Source organism: Streptomyces macrolidinus, assembly GCF_023887685.1.
In the GTDB taxonomy this organism is placed as follows: Bacteria; Actinomycetota; Actinomycetes; order Streptomycetales; family Streptomycetaceae; genus Streptomyces; species Streptomyces macrolidinus.
Window position 1 is genome coordinate 297577 of the sequence record NZ_JAMWMR010000004.1, and the last position, 16686, is coordinate 314262.

The following is a 16686-nucleotide window of genomic DNA, read 5'->3' on the forward strand; positions in this document are numbered from 1 at the left end:
TCGTACGGCGTGTCACACATACAGCCGCAGCAGATCCTCCTCGGTCTCGCGGCGGACGATCGTCCGTGCCACGCCGTCGCGCACGGCGACGACCGGCGGTCGCGGGAGCAGGTTGTAGTTGCTCGCCGCCGAGCGCTGATAGGCGCCGGAGCACGGGATCGCGATCAGGTCGCCGGGACGGACGTCGCCCGGCAGATCGACGCCGTCGACCAGGATGTCGCCGGTCTCGCAGTGCTTGCCGACGATCGTGAAGTTCCGGGCCGCCGCCTCGCTCGTACGGGACGCGAGGACGGCCGTGTACGCGGCGCCGTACGTCGCCGGGCGCGGGTTGTCGCTCATACCGCCGTCCACGCTGAGGTAGCGGCCCTTGACCGTACCGACCTCGTAGAGCGCGACCGTCGTCGGCCCGACCACCGAGCGGCCGGGTTCGAGCGCGATCCGTACGTCCGCGGGGACCGCCGCCCGCAGGACCTCGGCGAGTTCCGCCGGGGTCGGGGCGGCCTTCTCGCCCGGCAGATACGGGACACCGAGGCCGCCGCCGAGATCCAGCTTGCCGATCGTCACCCCGTTCTCCCGCTCGACCTCCCGCAGGAAGCCGACCATGCGGTGCGCGGCCGTGGCGAAGGAACCGAGGTCGAAGATCTGCGAGCCGATGTGCGAGTGCAGCCCGACCAGCTCCAGGGACGGCTCGGCCAGCACCCGGCGGACCGCCTCGGCCGCCTCACCGGAGGCCATCGACAACCCGAACTTCGTGTTCTCGCCGCCCGTCGCCCACGAGGCGTGCGTGTCCGCGTCCACCCCGGGCTTCACCCGGATCATGACGGCCTGCCGTACGCCCGACGCGCGCGCCACGTCCGCCACCCGCTCCACCTCCTGGAACGAGTCGAGGACGACACACCCGATGCCCCACCGCACGGCGGCGCGGATCTCCGCCACCGACTTGTTGTTGCCGTGGAAGACCACGCGCTCGGCGGGCATCCCGCCCCTGCGCGCCACGGCCAGCTCACCGCCACTGCACACATCGAGCGACAGCCCGAGTTCGCGCAGCCAGCCGACCACCGCCGGGGCCAGGAACGCCTTGCCGCCGTAGTGGATGTCGCCGCCCGGGAACGCGGCCGGCCAGGCCGCGCAGCGCGCGCGGAAGTCGTCCTCGTCCAGAACGTAGAGCGGCGTACCGAACTCCGCCGCGAGATGCCGCACACCGAGCCCGCCGAGCCGGAGTTCACCCTCGGCCCACGTCGCTGTGCGCGGCCATACCTGGTCCATCACTGTGTTGCTGCCCATGCGGCCCAAGCTAGGGAAGACGCCCACACGGACCGGTCGAGCGTCGAGGAACTGCGCGCTGAGAGTCGATTCTCGTCACCGGGACGGCCCCCCGCGCGACAGGACGGGCCGTCACCATGGCCGCCGCCGGGCGACCGGAAACAGCCGCACAGGAAATGGTGCGTGAGCCGCGAGGTTTTCGACGCTCCCCGCGAGCGCGCCCCGTACCGCTGCACGCTGGGGCGGTCCGTGCGAGCACTCCCGTGAGGAAGCCCATGCCCCTGAACCCGACCGCCGTCCTCCACTACGAACTACTGCTGCGCGGCGGCGAGATCGCGGACGGCACCGGCGCACCGCTGACGGCCGGGGACATCGGCATCACCGGAGGCAGGATCCGGCTCCTGGCACCCGGCACCGCGGCCACGGCCGACCAGGTCGTGGACGTCTCGGGGCTCGTCGTCACGCCCGGCTTCATCGACGCCCACACCCACTCCGACGAGACGACCCTCAACGGCACCGGGGACGAACAGGCGCACGCCGCCGTGCTTCAGGGCGTGACCGTCGAGGTCTGCGGCAACTGCGGCGACAGCGCGTTCCCCGGCCCGTACCCGGACTTCGCCGCCTTCGCCGACGCCCACGCCTCCGTCGGCCGCGCCAACCACCTCGCCTCGCTCGTCGGCCACGGCACACTCCGCGCGGCCGTCGTCGGCCATGCCGCCCGCCCCGCCACGGCGGCCGAACTCGCCGAGATGTGCGAGGTGTTGGACCGCGACTTCACCGCGGGCGCCGCCGGGCTGTCCACCGGCCTGATCTACACGCCGGGCTCCTACGCCGACACCGCCGAGGTCACCGCGCTCGCGACCGTCGCGGCCCGGCACCGCAAGCCGTACGTGACCCATCTGCGCGACGAGATGTCCCGCGTCGAGGAGGCGCTCGCCGAAGCGGTGGCGATCGCACAGGCCAGCGGCGCGCCCCTGCATGTCTCGCACCACAAGACCGCGGGCAAGTACGGCTGGGGCGGCACCGAGCGGACCCTTCCCCGGCTGGAGCGGCTGCGCGCCGAGGGCATGGACCTGACCTGCGACGTCTACCCCTACACCGCGGCCAGCACGGCGCTCGCCGCGATGCTGCCGCCCTGGGCGCACGACGGCGGCCCGGAGCGGCTGCTGGAGCGACTGCGCGACGCCGGGGAGCGGGCACGCATGCGCACGGCGATCGCCGAGGGCGTCCCGGGCTGGGAGAACACCGTCGGCAACGGCGGCTGGGACCGGATCTCGGTGGCCGGTGCCGCGCGCCACCGCGCGTTGCAGGGCCGGACGATCGCCGACATCGCCGAGGAGCGCGGCGCCGACGCCCTGGACGTGGTGGCCGAGTTGCTGCTCGCCGAGGACGGCGACGTGACCATCATCAGCCACTCGATGCGCGAGGACGACGTCCAGCGCGTGCTCCGCACGCCGTTCGCGATGATCGGTTCGGACGGCGTCCCCAAGCCGGGCCTCCCGCACCCGCGTTGGGCCGGTACGTTCGCCCGCGTCCTCGGCCACTATGCTCGCGACCTCCAACTGCTGTCGATCCAGGAGGCGGTACGCAAGATGACCGGAGCAACAGCCGCGCGGTTCAACCTGGTCGGGCGTGGCGTGGTACGCGACGGCGCCCACGCCGACCTCGTGGTCCTCGACCCCGCCACGGTCGCCGACCGCGCCACCTTCGCCGAACCGCTGCTGACACCGGTCGGCATCCACATGGTGCTCGTCGCCGGGGAGGTCGTGGTGCGGGACGGCGCCGTGACTGGTGCGCGGCCGGGCCGGGTGCTGGCATGCTGACCGCCTTCCCGCCGCCGGAACTCCCCGGCACGTTGACGGTCGCGGTCCCCGGGCTGCTGGAGCACCGCGCGGACGACTCGTTGGCGCTGGCGAGCGTCGGCAAGCTGCTGTTGCTGGCGGAGGTCGCGCGCGGCCTGACCGGCGGCACCCTGGAGGCCGACGAACCGGTCGCGTTGCTCGACGAGGACTACTGCGCCGGCTCCGGCCTGCTGGCCAAGCTCTCGGCCCGGCAGTGGACCGTCTCCGACCTGGCGCGGCTGACCGCGGCCGTCAGCGACAACACCGCGACGAACGCGCTGCTCCGCCGGGTCGGCCTCGACCGTGTCAACAAGGGTGCCGCCGAACTGGGGTTGACGCAGACCCGGATCCTGGACTTCATTCGCGAGCCGCGCCTGCCGGAGCACCCTCCGACCTTCGCGGTCGGCACGGCACGCGAACTGGCCGCCCTGACCCAGCAGATCGCCGGACCCGCGGCGTGGGCACGCCTCATGCTCGGCTGGATGGCCGCGTGCACCGACCGCACCATGGTGGCGGCGGCGATCCCGCACGACCCCGAGGACGACTCGGTCCCGAAGGTCCCGCTCGACCGCCTCTGGGTCGCCAACAAGACGGGCACCGACATCGGGATGCGCTGCGACGTGGGCGTCGTACGCGGCAGACGCGAGGTCTGCTACGCGGTACTCGGCAACTGCACACCGGGCCGAGAGTTCGAACTGCTCCAGGCGATGCGAACGATCGGAGCACGGATCGCGGCGTTCATCGGCTGACACTCGCCGGGGACACGAACTGCGGGAGGTCGCGGGCCCCGCGGACCTCGGGCCCCGTGAACCACCGAACACGTGGACCAGGGGCCGCGGGCCGCGCAGGCCGAGGAGTACGTGGCCACCGGCTCACGGACGTGTGCCCGTGGTGCGTCCCGGGCCCGGGGCGCTGCGCAGGTTCGACGCCGCGCTCACCAAGTACGCGATGAACGTGCCGAGTACCGGGTTCGCGTTGCCGGGGCGGGAGGCGACGCCTATCTTCCGGTACAGCCGTGGGCCGGACACGCGCGTCGTCTCCAGGCCGGTGGTGTCGTTGATCCCGAGGCTCGGCATCAGTGCGATCCCCATCCCGGCCCTGACCAGGCCCGCCACCACCTCGTAATGGTCGCTGCGGCAGCGGATGTTGGGGACGAATCCCTCCAACGCGCAGGCGCGCTCCAGCACCGACCGTACCGGCCTGCCCGTTCCGAACGACGTGATCCACTGCTCGCCGGCCAGCTCGTCCAGCCGGACCTGGCTGCGTCGGCCCGCCGGATGCCCGCTCGGCACCACCAGCAGTTGCGGCTCGCGGATCAACTCCCGGACCTGTACGCCCTCCGGCGGGGTCCACGGGTCGAGTGCGTGCTCGAACACCACCAGCACATCGATCTCGCCCTGCTGCACACTGCGGGCCAGCTCATGCGGCTGCCCCTCGACGAGGTCAAGTTCGACCCCGGGATAGCGGCTGGAGAACCGCGACAGCGCCTGCGGCACCAACCGGTACCCGGCCGAGGCGAAGAACCCGATGCGCAGATGCCCGGAGTCGGCCCGCGACTGCGCCAGCAGATCCTTCTCGGCGGCGTCCAGCAGCGCCAGCACCTCCTGCCCGCGCAGCGACAGACGCCGCCCGGCGGCCGTCAGCCGCAGACTCTGCGCGCTCCGCTCGACCAGGCTGACCCCGGCCTCCTTCTCCAACTGGGAGAGCTGGTGGGAGACCGCGGACGGGGAGAGCTTCAACTCGCGCGCCGCCCCGGCGATGCTGCCACTCCGATGGACTTCGGTCAGAATGCGCAGGCGGTGCGTGTTCAGCATGGCGGCAGACTAGCCAGCTCACCCGCGGTTGGCGATCACGTATCGGAGCCGCCCGCGCGGTGCGGAACCGTCGACGCCGGGCCGCGAGAACCGCGGGGCCCGGCGTCGCACCATGTGCCCGCCTGTCACGCGCCCTTCGGCGCCGCCTGCTGCACGACCTCGAAGGACCACAGCGTGGACCCGCTCGCCGCAGGCTTCGGCCGCTCGCCGCTCTCCGCGCCGCCCCCCTGGTGGGCCGCCTTCATGGGGCCCTCCATCCAGGCCTGGAACGACTCCTCGTCACGCCAGCGCGTGTACACGAGGTAGTTGTCGGTGCCCTCGACGGGCTTCAGGAGTTCGAACCACTCGAACCCGTCGGAGTTCTCCACGGCATGGGCCCGAGAGGCGAACCGCTTCTCCAGCGTCTCCCGCTGCTCGGCGGGGACGGTCAGCACGTTGATCTTGACTACGCTCATGGGTCCATCCTGCCGCACGGCCCTCGCCGGACGTGGAGCGGCTCGGCGTCCACGTCGTGGTGCGGACGCCCGGTCGGCGGCCGGGCCGCGTTCACGGCCGGTGGCAGGCCACCCGCAGCCGAGCCCAGGAGGTGTTGGCGTACCCCTTGGGGTTCCACACCGTCGCGGCCGACTCCGGCTGGACGGCCGCGGTGGAGTCCCAGGCCCGCGCGACCAGTTCCGTACCGCCCGCGGGCAAGGTGAGGTCGGCACGCCAGTGCTGCCAGGTCCAGGGGCTCTCGGGTACGTCCAGATCGGCGCGCACCCACGTGGTGCCACCGTCGCCGGACACCTCCACGCGGGCCACCGTCCGGTCCTCCCCGGCGAAGGCGAAGCCGGTGACCCTGGTGGGCCCGGCCGGCAGCCGCGCGCCGTGCTCGGGGCGCAGGATGGCGCAGTGGAGGGCGATCGGACCCAGGGTGATGCCGTCGCCCGGCGCGGCGGTGTGCGGGTCGGCCTCGGGCGGCAGGACGCTGTAACCGGCCTGGAACCAGTTGTCGCTCGGCCGGGCCTGGGCGGTGATCCGCTGGAGCCACTTGACGCTGCGCGCCCCGATCCAGCCCGGAACGACCACGCGCAAGGGCGCGCCGTGCGCGGTGGGCAGCGCCTGGTCGTTCATGGCCCAGGCCAGGAGCACTTCCTCGGAGGTGGCCTTCCCCACCGGGACGGAGGCGCCGAAGGGCTGCGGCGGGCGCGCCTCCTGGGACAGGTCGGCGCCGGTGAAGGCGATGTGCGCGGCCTCGCCCCGGAGTCCGGCCTCGGTCAGTACCTGGGCCAGGCTCACTCCGCTCCAGCGCGCGGTGGAGGTGGCTCCCGGACCCCAGGGCTGTTGGCCGGGGATGTCGCGGAACCGCATCAGATCCGCGCGCCGGTTGCCCGCGCACTGCAAGGTCGCCACCACGCTCTGCCGCGGGAAGCGGTCTCGCAGGTCGTCCAGCGACAGTTCGAGGGGGCGGTCGACCAGACCGTCCACCCGTAGCCGCCAACTCGCCGTGTCGATACGGGGGATCGGCCCGTGGTTGCGGCCGTAGAAGGTGTCCACGGGCGTGATGCGGTCCAGCAGCGCACCCGGTGGCGGTTCGGCGTTGAAGGGCTCCATGTCATGCACCACCATGTCGCCGCGTTTGCCCCACATGTCCATGAGGCCACTATCGGTGAACGCGCCCCGATCGCCGGTCCTTTCACCCCGCCCCGGTGTGGCGCGGGCCGGGGAGAAGCACACCCCCGGCCCGTACTGCTCAGAGGACCCGGCCCGTACCGCTCAGCGGAACGCCGCCTGACCGGTGACCGCCTGCCCGACGACGAGCGTGTGCATCTCCACGGTCCCCTCGTAAGTGAGCACCGACTCCAGGTTGTTCATGTGCCGGATCACCGGGTACTCCAGCGAGATGCCGTTGGCCCCGAGGACCGTACGGGCGGTGCGGCAGATGTCCAGCGACTCCCGGACGTTGTTGAGCTTGCCCAGGCTCACCTGCTCGGGCCGCAGCGTACCGGCGTCCTTGCGGCGCCCCAGATGGAGAGCCAGCAGCACCCCCTTGGTGTACTCGAGATACATGTCCGCGAGCTTCTGCTGGGTCAGTTGGAACGCCCCGATCGGCTTGCCGAACTGCGTCCGCTCCATGGCGTACGACTGGGCCGCGTACAGCGAGGAGCGGGCCGCGCCCATCGCGCCCCAGACGATGCCGTAGCGAGCCTCGTTGAGACAGCTCAAGGGGCCCTTGAGACCGCGGACCTCGGGCAGGACGGCGTCGGCGGGAAGGCGCACCCCGTCGAGGACCAGCTCGCTGGTGACGGACGCGCGCAGCGAGAGCTTGTGCTTGATCTCCGGGGCCGAGAAGCCCGGGGTGTCGGTGGGGACCACGAAGCCGCGGACCCCGCCGTCGGTCTGCGCCCACACCACGGCCACATCGGCCACACTGCCGTTGGTGATCCACATCTTGCGGCCGTCGAGGATCCAGTCGTCACCGTCGCGGCGCGCGCGGGTGCGCATGCTGCCCGGGTCGGAGCCGACATCGGGCTCGGTGAGACCGAAGCAGCCGATCGCCTCACCGGCGGCCATGGACGGCAGCCAGCGCTGCTTGTGCTCCTCGCTGCCCCACCGCCAGATCGCGAACATCGCCAGCGAGCCCTGTACGGACACCAGCGAGCGGATACCGGAGTCGGAGGCCTCCAGTTCGAGGCACGCCACCCCGTACTCGGTGGCCGACATACCGGCACACCCGTAGCCCTCCAGATGCATGCCGAGCACCCCCAGCGCGCCCAACTCCTTGGCCACGGCGCGGATATCGGGGATGGTGCCCCGCTCGAACCAGTCGGCCACGTGAGGGTCGACCAGTTGGGAGCAGAGCTGGCGCACCGAGGAGGCGACGGCCTTCTCGTCCGGGGTGAGCAGGTCGCTCAGACCGGCGGGGTCGCGGGGGTCGAGCGGGGGCAGCGCGGCCGGGGACTTCATGAGTTCTCCTCCTGTGACGGCTCGGTGAGCCAGCGGCGTACGTCGGCGCTGTGTTCGCCGAGACGGGGCGGCGGCCGGTAGCTGGTGACCGGGGTCGCCGAATAGGTGATGGGGTGGCGGATCTGCGGCGGTGAGGCGGGCCCGACCGACACGGTCGGTTCCAGACCGAGGGACTCGGCCAGCGCGACGGCGGAGGCGAGGTCACCGACCCTGCCCGCCGGAACACCGACGGCGGTCAGTCGCCGCGCCCATGCCTCGGCGGTGTCGCGCGCGAGGCGCTCCTCGAGCACGCCGACGAGATCGCCGCGGTTCGCCACCCGCGCCGGATTGGTCGCGAAGCGCTCGTCCTTCGCCAGCTCCGGGGCCTCCAGCACCTCGGCCAACTTGCCGAACTGCCGGTCGTTCCCGCAGGCGACGGCGAGCAACTCGTCCGCGCAGCGCAGGGTTTCGTACGGCGCTATCGAGGGGTGCCGGTTGCCCATCCGCCCCGGAGCCCGGCCGGTGGTGAGATATGCCGAGGCCTGATTGGCGAGCGAACCGAGCAGACTGGACAGCAAGTTGACCTCGACCCGCTGCCCCTGTCCGGTGCGCTCACGGGCCCGGAGCGCGGCGAGGATGCCGATCGTGGCGTCCTTGGCCGTCAGCACGTCGACCAGGGCCACCCCGGCCTTCGTCGGATCGGCGTCCGGGGCGCCGGTCACGCTCATCAGTCCGCCCACGGCCTGGACGAGGAAGTCGTACCCCGCCAGCGCCGCACCACCGCGACTGCCGAAGCCGGTCACCGAGCAGTACACGACACGCGGATTGGTACGGCGTACGGAGTCGTAGCCGAGCCCCCGCGCGGCGAGCGCCCCGTCCTTGAAATTCTCCACCAGGACATCGGCACGGTCGGCCAGCGTCCGCGCCAGCCGCAGATCCTCGGCGGCGTTCAGATCGAGGGTCACCGACCGCTTCGACCGGTTGGCGCACTCGAAGTAGCTGCTGGAGTCGGCGGTCCACGGAGGTCCCCAGGCGCGGGTGTCGTCGCCGGAGCCGGGGCGCTCCACCTTGACGACGGTGGCCCCGAGGTCCGCCAGCATCACCGAGGCGAGCGGACCGGCCAGCACCCGGCTGAAGTCGGCGACGACGATGCCGTCGAGCGGCAGCGGCGTCATCGCTCCCCCCGCCGGTCCTCACGCCGTCCGTCGACGCGCCGCGGCAGCCCCCACGGGTTGTCGGCGCGCGCCGCGAGAGGCACCCACGCATCGGGCGCGGACTGGTAGGTCACGGGCCGTACGAACCGGTCCAGGGCGGCGGCGCCCACGGAGGTGGCCACGGCGTTCGACGTGGCGGGCCAGGGCCCGCCGTGATGCTGGGCCCAGGTGTAGGCGACACCGGTCGGCCAGTCGTTCACGGTGACCCGCCCCACGGTCCGGGTGAGCGCCTCCACCAGCCAGGACGCGTCCGGATCGGTGTCGTCCCCGGTCACGACCGTGCCCGCCAGACTGCCCTGGAGCACGCCCAGCGCCGCGCGCAACTCCCGCTCGTCCGCGTACTCGACGACCAGCACGACGGCCCCGAAGCACTCCTCGAGGAGCCGACTGCCCGTACGCAGCGCGGTGATCGGCGCCGACAGAACCGCCGCCCGCGCGCCCCAGCCGCCGTCCGCGCCGGGAACGTCGCGCACGACCACGGCGCCCGCGGCCACCAGGTCGCCGAGACCGCGCTCGACCGAGGCCGCGATCTCCTCGGTCAGCATCACCGGCCGCGGCGCCGCCTGCGCCAGCGCGTCACCGACGACCCGCGCGGCATCGTGCCCCGCGGGCACCAGCAGCAGCCCCGGCTTGGTGCAGAACTGCCCCGCGCCCAGCGTGAACGACCCGACGAAGCCGCGCGCGACGTCCTCCATCCGCGAGGCCGCGGCGGCCCGGGTGACGACCACGGGGTTGACCGTACCCATCTCGGCGTAGACGGGGATCACCCGCTCCCGCTCGTTCGCCAGCCGCCACAGCGCCAGCCCACCGGCCTGGGAACCCGTGAACGCCACCGCCGCGACACCCTCCGCGCGTACCAGGTCCACCCCCGCCTCCCGGCCGGTCACCAGCGCGAACGTCCCCTCAGGAGCGCCGGCCTCGTGCAGCGCCCGCTCGGCGATCCGCGCCAGCCGCACACTGAGCGTCACATGGGCCGGATGCGCCTTCACCACGACCGGGCAGCCCGCCGCGAGCGCGGAGGCGGTGTCATTGCCGAGCACGGAGAAGGCGAACGGGAAGTTGCTCGCCCCGAACACCGCGACCGGACCGAGCGGTTGGTTGACCCGGACGAGACGCGGGGAGGTCGCGGTGGCCTCGTCGACGGTGACCCCCAGATACGAACCCTCCGCCGCCACCTCGCCGTAGAAGCGAAGCTGGTCGGCGCAGCGCGCCACTTCCGAGGTCAGCCGCGCCACCCCGAGCCCGGTCTCCTCGTCGGCCAGCGCGATCAGTTCCTCGGCGTGGGCCTCCACACCGTCCGCGACGGCGCGCAGCCAGTCGCTCCGCCGCGCGGGCGCCACACCGGCCACCGAGGGCGCCGCGTCGACCGCTTGCTCCACCATGGCGCGTACGACGTCCGCGGGCGTGTCCGCGACCGAGCCGACCGGCCTGCCGTCGTAGGGCCGAAAGCTCGTGGTCGTGAGGGCGCGCCCTGCTACGGGCTGGGACATGAACCTTCTCCTTCGCTGGGACGGCCGCCGGGACGGCCGCCGGGACGGCCGCTCGGACGGCGCGACGGCACGACGGTACGGAGATGGCGGGGACGGCTCACTGGATAGACTGCACATCATCGGGCTCTGTCGGGACAGATCGCACAGGAGGGCTTCGTGACGGCTCCGACGATCGCCTCGCTGTGCAGGACGCTGGGCACCGACCTCGCCCCGGCACCGGGGTTCACCGCGCCGACGCGTGAGGTGTCCGCCGTGCACATCAGCGAACTCCTCGACCCCACCGGCTACTTGAGCGGCGGAGAGCTGTTGCTGACGACAGGCCTGTCCCTCCCCAAGAACAAGCTCGGCTGCGAACGCTACGTCGGCCGACTGGTGCGGGCGGGAGTGGGCGCGCTGGCCCTCGGCCTTGGCCCCGTGCACACCGAGATGCCGGCGCCGCTCCTGGCCGCCTGCCGCAAGCTCGGCCTCCCCCTGCTCACGGTCCCCGCGCCCACACCGTTCCTGCGCATCACGAAGGCGTACTGGGCCGCCGTGAGCCGCTCGGCCGAACAACACCTCAAGGACGCGCTGGCGACCCAGCGGGCACTCGTCGACGCGGCGGCCTCCGCCGACCCGGTCACCACGGTGCTGCGCACCCTGAGCCGGTCGCTCGACGCCTGGGCGGCGACGTTCTCGCCGACCGGCGAGGTCGACCACGTCGTGCCCGCCTCGGCCACCGCGGAAGCGGAGCGGGTGCGGCAGGAGATCGTACGGTTGGAGGGCGCGAGCGCACACTCCGCGGCGTCGTTCTCCACGGGCTCGGCGGCAGTGATCGTGTTCCCGCTGGCGGTGCGGGAGCGGGCCGCCGGGTTCCTCGCGGTCGGCACCTCGACGCCCCTGGACCCCGCGCGACGCAGGGCCGTCCTCACGGCGTCCGCACTGCTGAGCCTGGACGCCGTACGACGCTCCCGTGCGGAGTCCGTGGCCGGTGAGGCACAGCGCTGCGTCGGGCTCCTGGTCGACTTCGGGCAGGTGGCGGCGGCGCGGCGGCTCGCCGGTGCGGTGCGGGCCCCGGTCCCACCGGACCACGTACGCCTCCTCGCGCTCCGCGGCCGTGAGAGCGACATCCTCACCGCGGTGGTGCGCCGCTGGTGCGCCGAGACGATCGCGCTGCGCATCGACCGGCACACCGCCTGGTTCCTGATCCCCGCGGACCACCCGCCGACCACCCACCTGGAGAACGCCGTACGGCGCGCCGACCCCGAGACCGCGGCCGTCCTGTCGGACGTGGTCCCGGTCGAGCGGACCGCGACGGTCCGCGCGGCCGTCGCCACCACGCTGGACGGTCTCGCACCGGGGACACGGCTGCTGACCTCCGTGGCCGCGGGACCGTACAACACCCGTCTCGCATCACAACTGGCCGATGCTTCGGACCAGTTGACCGACGTCCTGCGGGATGCCCTCGTCGGGTATCTGCGTCACCATGGTCAGTGGGAGGCGGCCTCCCGCGCGCTCGGCGTCCACCGCAACACGCTCCGGCACCGCATCGCCCGCTGCGCGGCGCTGCTGGAGGCCGACCTCACCGACCCGGACGTCACCGCCGAGCTGTGGCTGTTGCTCCGCCGACGGGGGACGGCGTAGCGGGCGACGCGGGGTGAGCGGGGGAGGGCGTGGCGGTCGGCGAGGGGCGGGTGGGGGACGGCGTAGGCGAGGCCGGACGCCGGGTGGGGGACGGTGTGGGCGACGCCGGACGGTGGGGGTGAGATGGTGTGGGCGACGCCGGACGGTGGGTGTGAGACGGGGTGGGTGAGGCCGGACGTCGGGTGTGGGGCGGCGTAGTGGGCGACGGACGCCGGATGTTCCTGACCGAGTCGAGATGGGCGAACACCACCACATTGGACTCGTAGTCATGGGCGCTGCGGTTGTAGGCACCACCACAGGTGATCAACCGCAGTTGAGGCGTGGGGGTTCTGCCGTACACCCGCGCGTCGGGGAAGTCGTTCTTGCTGAAGGTCTCGACGGAGTCGACGGTGAACACGGCGACGGAGCCGTCCGCGCGGGTGATCTCCACGCCGCTGCCCGGTACGAGGGTGCGCAGCAGCACGAACACCGCGGGTCCGCTCTTGGTGTCGACATGCCCCACCACGATCGACGCCCCCCGCTCACCGGGCGAGACACCGTCCTTGTACCAGCCCACCAGGTTCTTGTTCGTCACCGGCGGCGCGTTCAACTGCCCCGAGGCGCTCACGGAGAGCGGCGTGAACGGTGCGTTCACCCGGATCTGCGGAATCACGATCCGCCGGGGCACCGACCGCCGCAGACCGTTCTTCGCGGGACCTTTCAGCCCCGTCGGCCCCGGCGTCGGGGAAGCGACGACGGCGGGTGGGGCGACAGCCGCGGGCGCTGCCGGAGACTTGGGATCCGCAGAGCCCGTCAGTGAGTTGTGGATGAGCAGAGCGCCCAGCCCCACGGCCGCGACCGGCCACACCAGAGCACGGCTGACCCCACGGGACACCGGCCTGCTCGGAGGCTGATCCGGCGGGGTCGGCTGTGAGAACGCCATCGGACAACGCCTTTCGTCAACGGGGGCCGCGATCGGACTTCCACGCGCTGAGAGCGCGGCACGGCCGCCGACGCCCTTCTGAGGGCGACAGCGGCCGTGACAGCACAGCAACCGGCGAGCACCGACCGATCAGGCCTTCGCGCCGTTCGCCGCGCCCCGACGGCGCAGCATGTACGCACCCGCGCCGAGACCACCGAGCAACAGCACCGAACCCGCGGCCAGCGTGTTGCCGGAGTCCGCCAGCCCGCCACCGCCGGCGTGCACGCCGCCGTGGGGCCGCTTGCCGTGGTGGCGGTGCTCGTGGTGGTGACGCCCGTGCCGCTCCTCGGAGCCCGCGTCCTCCTCGTCGGCGTTCTCCTGGCTGTCCTCGTCGGACAACTCGTCGTCGTCGGTCTTGGCCAGGGCCAGGGCGCCGCCGCCCGCGTGCACGCCGCCGTGGGGCCGCTTGCCGTGGTGGTGATGGCGCTTGTGGTGGTGGCGACGCCCGTGCTCCTCCTCGGTGGCGGACTGCTCGTCCTCGGCGGCGGACTGCTCGTCGCTCTCGGCCTGAGCCTGGCGCTCCTCCTCCGACATGCCGCCGTCGTCGCCGTGCCGGTGGTGGCCACTGCCGTGGGAAGTACTGCCGCTCGAAGCCGGAAGCTCGGCCACCGAGACGGCGTGCGCGGCGGGAGCGGAAAACGCGACGGCCGCGGCAACGGCCGCGGAGGCGAACATGGTCCGGGTCACTCGCATCAGAGGTCGTCCTTTCGCCGCCACCGCGAAGGCCGACACCACGTCGGCACAGCGGAATCGCGGGAGCAACGTGATTACTTCAACCCGATCATCAGCTCAAAGCACTGCAACACACGGCATGGGTCTCAGCTTGTACTCCCTCCGAGTGCCTCCAGGCCGAAAAGTAACCCGGTCGGCAGCGCCCCGAGCAGGGCACCGTGCGGTGCCCTGCCGTTGATGTGATGTTCATTCGTGACGCAGCGTCAAGCCGCCCCATGGGAAAGGCGTACGGACGCGAGTACCGCTGCTGCTAGGAGAGAGCCGCCGTGCGCTCGCCCTCGTCGTCATCGGACCGGCCGTCAGCGACCACGGCGACGGGCTCCAGTCTCACGATGGGGAATTTGCGCGACGTCTTGGCCTCGTACTCCGCACTGGAGGGCCAGTACTCCGACCAGATCCCGTAGAGACGCTCCCACTCGGGCGACGTAGGGGGTACGACGGTGGGTGTCGCCCTGAGGACGCGCTCACCCACCTCGATCGTCACCTCGGACATGGCGGCGACATTGCCCACCCACGCCGGGTCCTCCTCCGCGCCGCGCGAGGACCCGCAGACGAGGAAGTCCTCGCCGTCGGCCGCGTACACCAGGGGGTTCACCCGCTGCTGGCCGGTACGACGGCCCACCGTGTGCAGAAGCAGCAGATGCTTGCCCTCGAAGGGGCCTCCCACGATCCCGCCCTGTGACCGGAACTGAAGGATGATCCGCTCGTTCACCTCGTTCACCTCGTTCACGCCGCCCATGTCCCGCCTCGATTCCGTGCCGGAGAGCCGACCGATCGGCTCAGGGCCAACCAGCTAACCAGCGACGTACGCGGCTGCGCCGTCCCCACGCCGTGGACAGGTGGACATACGGAGGACGCCGCTTGTGCTGTGGCTGCAGACCCTGTCCTACGGCACCTTGTAGGTCTCTCCGTAGACCTTCCACACCAGGGGCGTCGAGAGCTTCATGTTGCCGTCGTACAGCCACTGCCGCTGGGCGGTGTCGATACGGGTGGTGTCGATGCCCGGCTTCTTCGTCGTCATCTCCTTGCGGCGGATGTCGAGGAAGACATCCAGGTACGCCTTCTCGCTGCCGCCCTCGGAGGGGGTGTCGGCCTCCTTCAGGGCGCGATCGCGCAGGCCGTAGAAGCCGTCCGCGTCGATCCCGGGACCGTGGAAGACCATCGCGTCGTAGTAGATGAACTGGCCGAGCGTGCCGAGCCCGTCGAGCTTGGCCAGGCGCACCGCTGGGTTGAAGTAGACGCGGTCGCGCTCCTCGACCTGTGCCTTGCGGAAGGCCGGGACGCGCGCCTCCGTCTTCCAGGCCGCCGTGAAGCCGGGGTCCAGGCCCTTGTGCGAGTCGGTGCCGTCCACCGCGCGCAGCGCGGGCAGATAGCGGGCCAGGCCGTTGTGGGGGTGGGCCTTCGTGTAGCGCTCGACGAGGGTGAGCAGGTCATGGGTGCCGGTGCAGAAGCCGATGATGCCCGCGGTGTAGCCCTGCCCGTCGCCGATGTCCTCGATATAGCCGTACGAACTGGTCCAGTCGAGAGTGGAGTTCTCGGCGCTGGCCACGATCCGCTGGGCCAACTCCTTCTTGGCGGGGGCCGCGAGGCCCGGCGGCAGGCCCGCGATCACCTCGTCGTCCTCGGCCTTCTCGGCCCGCGCCTTGGCCTCCGCGCGGGACATCCCGGAGACGGACGGCGGTCCGTCGGCTTCCGAACCCTGCGAATGGGCCGGCGCGAAGGCGTAGAAGGCTGCGGTGATGACGACGGGAAGGGCCGCGAACAGGAGGCAACCGGCTCGTTTCATGCCGAACAGAGTACGGCCGCGGCCGGGTCCTCGTACGGCGAGACGGCCCAATGCACGGCGGATTCCTGGGAGTTGGCGGTACGTGTGACCGGGGGCCGCCGCTGTGATGGCGGCGTGCCCCCGACGACGTCCCTACGCGGCCTACGTGCCCTACGCGGACTGCTCGGCCTGCTCCGGCTGTGGCTCGCTCTCGGCCGGTGCGGCCGTCCGGGCGGTGGCACCGGGGGCGGCGTAGAAGACGGACGAGCCCTGCTTGGTGCGCTCGGCCTGGTTCTTGGCCACCAGTCCTTCGAGGGTGTTGCGGATGACGGTGGTCTTGATGCCGCGCTCGGGGTGGGCGGCGCCGAGGGCGGTGGTGACCTCCGCGGCGGAGCACGGCTCGTTCTGCGCGGTGAGGTGGCCGCGGACCAGCTCGACCAGAGTGGGCTTGGCGCCCTTCGCGGCCACGGCCTTGGCCGCGGGCTTCTTCGTCGTCGCGCGGCCCTGCGCGGTGTCGGCCTTCTTGCCTCGCGTTCGCTTGCCCGTGGCGGGCTCGGCGGCGGGCTTCTTGCGGGGAGCGGGCACGGTGGCGGGCGGCACCGGAGCCGACGACAGGCCCAGCGCCTTCTGGACGTTGAGGAGGACGGAGTGGTCGTGCTTCAGGGCCGCGAGCTGTTCCTGGAGCGTGGCGATCTCGGCGCCGACGCGGTCCTGCTCCTGCAGGTTGCGGTCGAGGTCGCTGGTCACCTGTGCGGCGTACTGCGTGGTCAGTTCGGTGGTGGCGGTTGTGCTCCGGGACATGGTGTCGACCTTTCGTCGGTTTCGCGGCCGGTGTGCGGCGTGTTCGGTGCAGGCATGGGAGATCCAGGCGCAGGTGTTCTCGGGCCGCTCCGAATGATGGACGCGATGACCACTATGAGCAGCCCGGAGTAGAGATGGTACGGATGAGTGGAGTCTGATGCTCTCCTCGGGTCATCTCTCACCCTAAACCTGAGATTGAGGGTTCATCAGGGCGGGCTGCCGGGCGCACGCGGAAGCGAGGGTCGGCGGGTGGGGGGAAC

General features: G+C 72.0%; 14 protein-coding genes and 1 pseudogene. 3 read left to right on the forward strand and 12 right to left on the reverse strand.

All coding sequences use genetic code 11. From position 1 onward, the window contains the following. Positions 1 to 12: 12 nt before the first annotated feature. Positions 13 to 1284 (reverse strand): diaminopimelate decarboxylase, encoded by a 1272-nt coding sequence (gene lysA / locus NGF19_RS07150; protein ID WP_252423078.1) that lies wholly within the window; start codon positions 1282 to 1284, stop codon positions 13 to 15. A 254-nt stretch (positions 1285 to 1538) separates the two neighbouring features. Between lysA and NGF19_RS07155 the strand changes: the two genes are divergently transcribed. Beyond that, on the forward strand, positions 1539 to 3086 hold the full coding sequence (locus NGF19_RS07155) for an N-acyl-D-amino-acid deacylase family protein (protein ID WP_252423079.1): 1548 nt from the start codon (positions 1539 to 1541) through the stop codon (positions 3084 to 3086). Continuing rightward, the gene (locus NGF19_RS07160; RefSeq protein ID WP_252423081.1) at positions 3080 to 3853 is read left to right on the forward strand and encodes a serine hydrolase; all 774 of its coding nucleotides are present in this window, start codon (positions 3080 to 3082) and stop codon (positions 3851 to 3853) included. The genes NGF19_RS07155 and NGF19_RS07160 overlap by 7 nt, the downstream gene beginning before the upstream one ends. A 123-nt stretch (positions 3854 to 3976) precedes the next feature. Here the strand turns inward: NGF19_RS07160 and NGF19_RS07165 are convergent, their stop codons facing one another. From NGF19_RS07165 to NGF19_RS07190, 6 genes are all read right to left on the reverse strand, one after another. After that, a complete protein-coding gene (locus tag NGF19_RS07165; protein ID WP_252423083.1) occupies positions 3977 to 4918 on the reverse strand; it encodes a LysR family transcriptional regulator in 942 nt (313 codons plus the stop codon). A 125-nt stretch (positions 4919 to 5043) separates the two neighbouring features. Further along, entirely contained in the window at positions 5044 to 5373 is a 330-nt protein-coding gene (locus NGF19_RS07170; RefSeq protein WP_252423085.1) for an antibiotic biosynthesis monooxygenase family protein, read from the reverse strand. 91 nt (positions 5374 to 5464) lie between these two features. Next, complete coding sequence (locus NGF19_RS07175; protein WP_252423086.1) at positions 5465 to 6553, reverse strand: sulfite oxidase; 1089 nt, start codon at positions 6551 to 6553, stop codon at positions 5465 to 5467. A gap of 120 nt (positions 6554 to 6673) precedes the next feature. Next, positions 6674 to 7864: an acyl-CoA dehydrogenase family protein gene (locus NGF19_RS07180; protein WP_252423088.1), complete on the reverse strand. Its 1191-nt coding sequence runs from the start codon at positions 7862 to 7864 to the stop codon at positions 6674 to 6676. Next, positions 7861 to 9018 carry a CaiB/BaiF CoA transferase family protein gene (locus tag NGF19_RS07185; protein WP_252423090.1) on the reverse strand — a complete coding sequence of 386 codons (1158 nt, stop codon included), beginning with the start codon at positions 9016 to 9018 and terminating at the stop codon, positions 7861 to 7863. The genes NGF19_RS07180 and NGF19_RS07185 overlap by 4 nt, the downstream gene beginning before the upstream one ends. Continuing rightward, positions 9015 to 10547: an aldehyde dehydrogenase family protein gene (locus tag NGF19_RS07190; protein ID WP_252423099.1), complete on the reverse strand. Its 1533-nt coding sequence runs from the start codon at positions 10545 to 10547 to the stop codon at positions 9015 to 9017. The genes NGF19_RS07185 and NGF19_RS07190 overlap by 4 nt, the downstream gene beginning before the upstream one ends. A 156-nt stretch (positions 10548 to 10703) precedes the next feature. On the opposite strand from NGF19_RS07190, the gene NGF19_RS07195 reads away from it, so the two are divergent. After that, the gene (locus tag NGF19_RS07195; RefSeq protein WP_252423101.1) at positions 10704 to 12167 is read left to right on the forward strand and encodes a PucR family transcriptional regulator ligand-binding domain-containing protein; all 1464 of its coding nucleotides are present in this window, start codon (positions 10704 to 10706) and stop codon (positions 12165 to 12167) included. A 220-nt stretch (positions 12168 to 12387) separates the two neighbouring features. Here NGF19_RS07195 and NGF19_RS07200 read toward each other — a convergent pair. The 5 genes and pseudogenes from NGF19_RS07200 to NGF19_RS07220 form a co-directional block, all read right to left on the reverse strand. Beyond that, positions 12388 to 13089: pseudogene (locus NGF19_RS07200) on the reverse strand (class F sortase); the annotation flags it as partial. Positions 13090 to 13218: 129 nt separating this feature from the next. Further along, positions 13219 to 13821, reverse strand: a complete 603-nt coding sequence (locus NGF19_RS07205) for a hypothetical protein (protein WP_252423103.1) — start codon at positions 13819 to 13821, stop codon at positions 13219 to 13221. Positions 13822 to 14110: 289 nt separating this feature from the next. Then, positions 14111 to 14590 (reverse strand): nitroreductase/quinone reductase family protein, encoded by a 480-nt coding sequence (locus NGF19_RS07210; RefSeq protein WP_252423105.1) that lies wholly within the window; start codon positions 14588 to 14590, stop codon positions 14111 to 14113. A gap of 156 nt (positions 14591 to 14746) precedes the next feature. Then, the gene (locus NGF19_RS07215) at positions 14747 to 15646 is read right to left on the reverse strand and encodes a chitosanase (RefSeq protein WP_252423107.1); all 900 of its coding nucleotides are present in this window, start codon (positions 15644 to 15646) and stop codon (positions 14747 to 14749) included. A 150-nt stretch (positions 15647 to 15796) separates the two neighbouring features. Beyond that, the gene (locus NGF19_RS07220) at positions 15797 to 16426 is read right to left on the reverse strand and encodes a hypothetical protein (RefSeq protein WP_252423109.1); all 630 of its coding nucleotides are present in this window, start codon (positions 16424 to 16426) and stop codon (positions 15797 to 15799) included. Between the last annotated feature and the right edge of the window lie 260 nt (positions 16427 to 16686).